This window comes from Streptomyces sp. 8L, assembly GCF_020176795.1.
GTDB lineage: Bacteria > Actinomycetota > Actinomycetes > Streptomycetales > Streptomycetaceae > Streptomyces.
On the sequence record NZ_JAIUKE010000152.1, the window covers coordinates 1 to 7,043 of the forward strand.

Here is a 7,043-nt window from a genome sequence, read left to right on the forward strand (position 1 = left end):
CCCCCCCCGGCCGGCGGCGCGGCCCCCCCCCCCCCGCGGCCCCGCGGCCCCCCCCCCCCCCCCCCCCCCCCCGGTCCGCCGCCCGCGGGGAATGGGGGCGGCGGGTGTCCCCCAGCCCGCTGGTTCCAGTACGCAGCGGGCCGACCCACGCAGGTCCATGGAAGCGCTCTCCCCCGCGCCCGGCCACGGCGCACAGCCGGGCGCACGGCCACACACGAGGAGCATGAGAGGCCCTCACGACGGCGTGCGCCGCCGTGGAGGCCGCGGTCGCGGCGGCTTCCGCACGGCCACAATCCCGCCATCCGGAACTCCGCCCCTTAACGGTCGGGATGTGGCGAACTACGCTGGGTTTACGAATGCCGGGCGCCTATGCCAGGACGCGGCGGCCGTCTGTGTGTCGAGGGGTGACGCATGACCAGGGAGCTACGCGGGCCGAACGAGAAGCTCGGGACTGTCCTCGCCCTCGCGGGAATCAGCAACGCCGGGCTCGCCCGGCGGGTCAACGACCTCGGGTCGCAGCGCGGCCTGACGCTTCGTTACGACAAGACGTCCGTGGCCCGGTGGGTGTCGAAGGGGATGGTGCCGCAGGGCGCCGCCCCGCACCTCATCGCGTCCGCGATCGGGGCGAAACTCGGCCGGCCCGTGCCGCTGCACGAGATCGGCCTCGCGGACGCGGACCCCGCGCCCGAGGTCGGGCTCGCCTTCCCGCGCGACGTCGGCCAGGCCGTCCGTACGGCGACGGAGCTGTACCGCCTCGACCTCGCGGGCCGCAGGGCCGGCGGCGGGGGCATCTGGCAGTCGCTGGCCGGCTCGTTCTCCGTGAGCGCGTACGCGACGCCGGCGTCACGCTGGCTCATAACCCCGGCCGACTCGTCGGTCGCACGCGACACGTCCGTGGCCCTCGCGGCGCGCGGTGCGCGCGGCGGGCAGCAGGCGGCGCGCCCCCAGGCCGCCGGGCCCACGGGACCGACGACGGCCGGCGCGGGCGTCGCACAGCAGCCGGGGGGCACACCGGCCACCCAGGCCCCGGCGCCGGGCGACGGCGCGAACGGCGCCGAGGGCGCGGCCCCGCTCCGGGTCGGCCACAGCGATGTCGCCAAGCTCAGGGAGGCGGCGGCCGACGCGCGCCGCTGGGACTCCAAGTACGGGGGCGGCGACTGGCGTTCCTCGATGGTGCCGGAGTGCCTGCGAGTCGACGCGGCGCCGCTGCTGCTCGGCGCGTACAGCGACGAGGTCGGGCGCGGCCTGTTCGGCGCCACGGCCGAACTCACCAGGCTCGCCGGGTGGATGGCCTTCGACACCGGCCAGCAGGAGGCCGCGCAGCGGTACTACATCCAGGCACTGCGGCTCGCCCGCGCCGCGGCGGACGTCCCCCTCGGCGGATACGTCCTCGCGTCGATGTCGCTCCAGGCGACCTACCGGGGCTTCGCCGACGAGGGCGTCGACCTCGCGCAGGCGGCCGTCGAGCGCAACCGCGGCCTGGCCACGGCCCGCACGATGAGCTTCTTCCGCCTCGTGGAGGCGCGCGCGCACGCCAAGGCGGGCGACGCGACGACCGCGGGCGCCGCCCTGAAGGCCGCCGAGGGCTGGCTGGAGCGCTCGCGCGCGGGCGACGCGGACCCGACCTGGCTGGCGTTCTACTCGTACGACCGGTTCGCCGCGGACGCGGCCGAGTGCTACCGGGACCTGAAACTGCCGCGCCAGGTACGGCGGTTCACCGAGCAGGCGCTGTCCAGACCGACGGAGGAGTTCGTCCGCTCGCACGGCCTGCGGCTGGTGGTGAGCGCCGTCGCCGAGCTGGAGTCCGGCAATCTGGACGCCGCCTGTGCCGCGGGCACCCGCGCGGTCGAGGTCGCGGGCCGCATCTCCTCGGCGCGCACCACCGAATACGTGCGGGACCTGCTGCACCGCCTCGAACCGTACGGCGACGAGCCGCGCGTCGCCGAGCTGCGGGAGCGTGCGAGACCCCTGCTGGTGGCGCCGGCGTAACGGCGCGTATCCGGCGCCGCCCTCCCTGCGTGCGCGCCGCCCTCCCCCGCACACCCGCTGTCAGTGGCGGGGTGCACCATCGGGGTGGGAGGTGAGGCGGATGGCCGCGCGGGCGGGCTTCGACTGCGACGTACTGGTGATCGGGGGCGGGATCGTCGGGCTGTCCACGGCGTACGCGCTGACGCGTACCGCGCCGGGCGTCCGGGTGACGGTCGCCGAGAAGGAGGCGGGCCCGGCCCGCCACCAGACGGGCCGCAACAGCGGGGTCATCCACAGCGGGATCTACTACCGGCCGGGTTCGCTGAAGGCCAGGTACGCGCTGAGCGGCTCGGCGGAGATGGTCAGGTTCTGCGCGGAGCACGGGATCGCGCACGCGGTGACGGGCAAGCTGATCGTCGCCAAGGACACCCGCGAACTGCCCCGGCTGCGCGCTCTCGCCGCCCGCGGGCGGGAACACGGCATCCCGGTGCGGGAGTTCGGGCCCGCCCAGATCAGGGAGCACGAGCCGGAGGCCCGGGGGGCGGCGGCCCTGCATGTCGCGACGACGGGCGTCTGCGACTACGGGGCGGTCGCCGCGCGGCTCGCCCGGTCGGCGGTGTCCGCGGGGGCCGCCGTGCGCTACGGGGCGGCGGTCGTGGCGGTCGACCGGCGCGCGTGGGGCGTCGCCGTCCGCACGGCGGCGGGCGAGATCATCAGGGCGCGCGCCCTGGTCAACTGCGCGGGGCTCCAGTGCGACCGGGTGGCGCGGCTCACGGGCGACGACCCGGGGATGCGGATCGTGCCCTTCCGCGGGGAGTACTACGAGCTGGCGCGGCCCGAGCTGGTGCGCGGCCTGGTCTACCCGGTGCCCGACCCGGCGTTCCCGTTCCTCGGCGTGCACCTCACGCGGGGCGTGGAGGGCGGCGTGCACGTCGGACCGAACGCGGTCCCGGCGCTCGCCCGCGAGGGCTACGGGTGGGACGTCGTACGGCCGCGCGAGGTCGCGGCGACCGTGGCCTGGCCCGGCGCGTGGCGGATGGCGGCGCGGCACTGGCGGTACGGGGCGGGCGAGGTCCACCGGTCGCTCGCGAAGCACGCGTTCGCGAAGGAGGTGCGCCGGCTGCTGCCCGCCGTGACCGACGACGACCTGCGGCCCGCGCCGGCGGGGGTACGGGCACAGGCGGTCCTGCGGGACGGGTCGCTCGCGGACGACTTCCTGATCCGCCGGGGCCGGCGCACGGTCCATGTCCTGAACGCGCCGTCCCCGGCGGCGACGGCCTCCCTGCCGATCGGCCGCGCGATCGCGCGATGGGCCCTGGAGGCAACGCCGTTCAGTTAGGCGTGGTAGCTGTTCGTCAAGGTTGGTGAACGAGGCAGCGGAGCTGCTGTAGAAGAGGGATGTCCTCCAAGACATCCTCACCACAGGAGCTCCGCTGTTGGAACAGGCTGCCATAACACGAACCGTCGGGGTAGCGGCCGGGGTGTTCGCGCCGGGGCATATCGGTGAGCTGACCCGGATCATCCCGTTCGAGATGGTCGACGAGGTGCTGGCGGCCACCGGTGCTGTGCAGCGCAGGGTCCGGCTGGTGCCGGCGCGGGTCACGGTCTACTTACTGCTGGCCGCGGCACTCTTCAACGGGCTGGGCTACCAGCAAGTCTTCGACCGGTTGTGCGCCGGTCTGATGAGCCTGGTGCCGGTCCGGCCCAGTGCCAGCGCACTTCGCCAGGCCCGTCAGCGGCTCGGGCCGGCACCGATGAAAGCTCTGTTCGACCTGGTGAGCGGACCTGCCGCCACGACCGCTGCCGTCGGACGATGGCGCGGGCTGAGGGTCGTCGCGGTCGACGGCACCCTGCTGTCGGTCCCGGACTGCCCGGCCAACCTTGCGGTGTTCACCCGCCAGCGGCTCGGCAACGGGATCTCGGGCTACCCGCAACTGCGTCTGGCCACGCTGGTGGCCTGCGGGACCCGAACGGTGATCGGGGCGGTGTTCGGTCCAGCCACGACCGGCGAGCTGGAGTACGCCCGCCGCCTGGCGGTGCACCTGCGGGCCGGGATGATGCTGCTGGGCGACCGGAACTTCTCCTCCGCCGCGCTGCTGAACCAGCTGGCCGCCACCGGCGCCGATCTGCTCGTGCGCTGCAAGGCCAACCGGAACCTGCCAACGGTTGCCCGCTGCCGTGACGGCTCGACGCTGACTCGCCTCGGAGGCTTGACCGTGCGCGTCATCGAGGCCGAGATCACCACACTGCTCAGGGCACGCGCACCGGCCATTACCGGCTGCTGACCACCCTCACCGACCCTGCCACCCACCCGGCCGGTGAGCTCGTCAGGCTCTACCACGAGCGCTGGGAGATCGAGACGGCTTATGCGGAGCTGAAGTCCACGATTCTCAGCGGGCGCGTCCTGCGGGCCCGCACCCCGGACGGCATTGAGCAGGAAGTCTGGGCCCTGCTGACTGCCTACCAGGCATTACGCACTGCGATGACCGACGCCACCGACAGCGTCCCGGGCACCGACCCCGACCGGGCCGGCTTCCTCACCGCCCTCGCAGCTGCCCGGGACCAGCTCGTCCTGGCCGCCGGCGTCATCACCGACACCCACGTCGACCTGGTCGGCACCATCGGCAGCCACGTCCTGGCCCACCTCCTGCCCAACCGGCGGGTCCGCACCAAAGGCCGCATCGTCAAACGAGCGATCTCCAAGTACAACGCACGCGGACCCGCCATCGACCGCACCACCTACAAAGCCACCATCAGCATCAACATGCTCACGAGCAGCGCAGCCCTTGACAGCCCGGACCCCGCCCTAACTGAACGGCGTTGGCCCTGGAGGCGCTGAACTGAGCTCCCCCGACATCACGCCCTTCAGGTTCCCGGCAGGCCCGGGCGGGCGCCCCCGCGGCCCGGCATCCCGGCGCCCCCACGTTCCCGGCAGGCCCGGCAGGGAGGCTCTCTGGCCCGTTTACCATGGGGGAACCATGTCCCAGTCCCAGAGTCTCAGCCGTATGTTCCCCGACGGCGGCCCCGCGGCCGACCCCGCCGGGGACCGCTTCGAGCGGCGCATCCGGAGTTTCCAGCCCCGCAGGAGCCGGGTGACCGCCGGGCAGGCCGACGCCATCAGGCGGCTCTGGGCCGCTTGGGGCTTCGACGTGGACGGGCGGCGCGTGCTCGACCTCGACGCCCTGTTCGGCGGGGGGCCCGTCGTCCTGGAGATCGGGTTCGGCATGGGCGAGACGACCGCCCGGATGGCCGCGGCCGAGCCGGACACCGGCATCCTCGCCGTGGACGTCCACACCCCGGGGCAGGGGAACCTGCTCGCGCTCGCCGAGCGCGAGGGCCTGTCCAACGTGCGTGTCGCCAACGGGGACGCGTTCATCCTGCTGCGCGAGATGCTGCCGCCCGCGTCGCTCGCCGGCGTCCGGGTCTACTTCCCCGACCCCTGGCCCAAGAAGCGCCACCACAAACGGCGGCTCGTACAGCCCGAGTTCCTGGACCTCGCCGCCACCCGGATGGCCCCGGGCGCCGTCCTGCACTGCGCGACGGACTGGGAGCCGTACGCGGAGCGGATGCTGGACGTGCTGGGCGCGCACAGCGCGTTCGAGAACACGGCCCCCGGCGGCGGCTTCGCGGAACGCCCCGCCTTCCGGCCGCTCACGCGCTTCGAGGGCCAAGGGCTCGACAAGGGCCATGTGGTGCGCGACCTGCTGTTCCGCCGGACGTCGGACTGACCCTCCCGCACGGCCGGGTGGAGTGAGCGGAGCGCACGGAGGGTATTGATGCGCTCGATGCCCCCATCGCCGTTGTCGGTGCCCGTCGTTAGGGTCGGCATGTGAGCCAATCGACCGCGCAGTTCCTTCCGCCGCCGCCCGCGGTGCGCCTCGGCGGCCGGCCGGTGCTGCGCCGGGGCCGCGAGCTCTGGCGGCGCCGCGGCGTCCGGGGCGGGGCGCTGGTCGTGCTGCTCGCCGTCTGCGGGGCCGTCATCCTCGCGCTCGTACGCGACCAGACCGGGACGGAGGGCTTCCTCGTCGGCCTGGCCCTCGCGGTCCTTCCTGTGCCGGTGCTGATGGCCGTCTTCCGGTGGGTGGACCGCGTCGACCCGAGCCCCTGGCGCAATCTGTTCTTCGCCTTCGCCTGGGGTTCCTGCGGGGCGGCGCTGGTCGCGATCATCGCGAACTCGTTCGCGACCCAGTGGCTCACGACCGCCACAGCCGACCCGTCCGGCGCCCAGTCCCTGGGGGCCACGGCGATAGCCCCGGTCATCGAGGAGAGCGCCAAGGGCACGGCGGTGCTCCTGCTGTTCCTCTTCCGCAGGCGGCACTTCACCGGCGTGGTGGACGGCGTCGTGTTCGCCGGGTTCACGGCCACCGGCTTCGCCTTCACCGAGAACATCCTCTACCTGGGCAACGCCTTCGGCGAGGACAAGCTCCTCGGCGGCAGCGGCCTCGGCTCGTTCACGGTGGCGACGTTCTTCGTGCGGATCGTGCTCTCGCCCTTCGCGCATCCGCTGTTCACCGTGCTCACCGGCATCGGCTTCGGCCTGACGGCCGTGGCCAGGGGACGGCGCCGCAGAGCGCTGCGGGTGGCGCTGCCGCTTGCGGGCCTGCTGTGCGCCATGGGCATGCACGCGCTGTGGAACAGCTCCTCGGGCCTCTTCAGGCCGTTCGGGTTCTACCTGGTCTACGGGCTGTTCATGGTGCCCGTGTTCGGCCTGGTGACCTGGCTGACGATCTGGGCGCGCCAGCGCGACCTGCGTACGGTCTCCGCGGTGCTGCCCGCGTACGTCGCGGCCGGCTGGTTCGGCCCGGCCGCGCCGCGCGCGCTGTCGTCGATGCGGGCGCGGACCGCGGCGCGCGACTTCGCCGGGCGTACGTACGGCCCGACGGCCGCGCGGGCCGTCGCGGAGTACGGGCGGCACGCGACGGCGCTCGCGGTCCTGCGCCACCAGGCGGAGCAGGGCGTGGCCGTGTCCGACTTCGCGGTGCGCGAGCGCGAGCTGCTTGACCGGATATGGGAGCGCCGGGAGCCCGCCGGGTCCGCCCTGCTGCACGCGGCGCGGGCCACGGGCCGGCTGCCGG

6 protein-coding genes and 1 pseudogene are annotated in these 7,043 nt (G+C 74.1%); all 7 read left to right on the forward strand.

The features are described from left to right. Positions 1–411: 411 nt before the first annotated feature. Complete coding sequence (locus tag LCE31_RS14725) at positions 412–1,989, forward strand: sporulation protein (RefSeq protein WP_225014705.1); 1,578 nt, start codon at positions 412–414, stop codon at positions 1,987–1,989. Positions 1,990–2,089: 100 nt separating this feature from the next. Then, positions 2,090–3,307, forward strand: a complete 1,218-nt coding sequence (gene lhgO, locus LCE31_RS14730) for an L-2-hydroxyglutarate oxidase (protein WP_225014706.1) — start codon at positions 2,090–2,092, stop codon at positions 3,305–3,307. Positions 3,308–3,500: 193 nt separating this feature from the next. Beyond that, positions 3,501–4,253 carry an IS4 family transposase gene (locus LCE31_RS14735; RefSeq protein ID WP_263631859.1) on the forward strand — a complete coding sequence of 251 codons (753 nt, stop codon included), beginning with the start codon at positions 3,501–3,503 and terminating at the stop codon, positions 4,251–4,253. Beyond that, positions 4,235–4,372, forward strand: a pseudogene (locus LCE31_RS40425) (transposase); the annotation flags it as partial. The gene LCE31_RS14735 and the pseudogene LCE31_RS40425, both read left to right, overlap by 19 nt. 78 nt (positions 4,373–4,450) lie before the next feature. Further along, a complete protein-coding gene (locus LCE31_RS14740) occupies positions 4,451–4,807 on the forward strand; it encodes a hypothetical protein (protein ID WP_225014709.1) in 357 nt (118 codons plus the stop codon). 139 nt (positions 4,808–4,946) lie between these two features. Beyond that, complete coding sequence (trmB, locus tag LCE31_RS14745; protein ID WP_225014707.1) at positions 4,947–5,696, forward strand: tRNA (guanosine(46)-N7)-methyltransferase TrmB; 750 nt, start codon at positions 4,947–4,949, stop codon at positions 5,694–5,696. A 143-nt stretch (positions 5,697–5,839) separates the two neighbouring features. Next, positions 5,840–7,043: PrsW family intramembrane metalloprotease (locus LCE31_RS14750; RefSeq protein ID WP_225014708.1), on the forward strand; the 1,204-nt coding region annotated here is incomplete at its 3' end.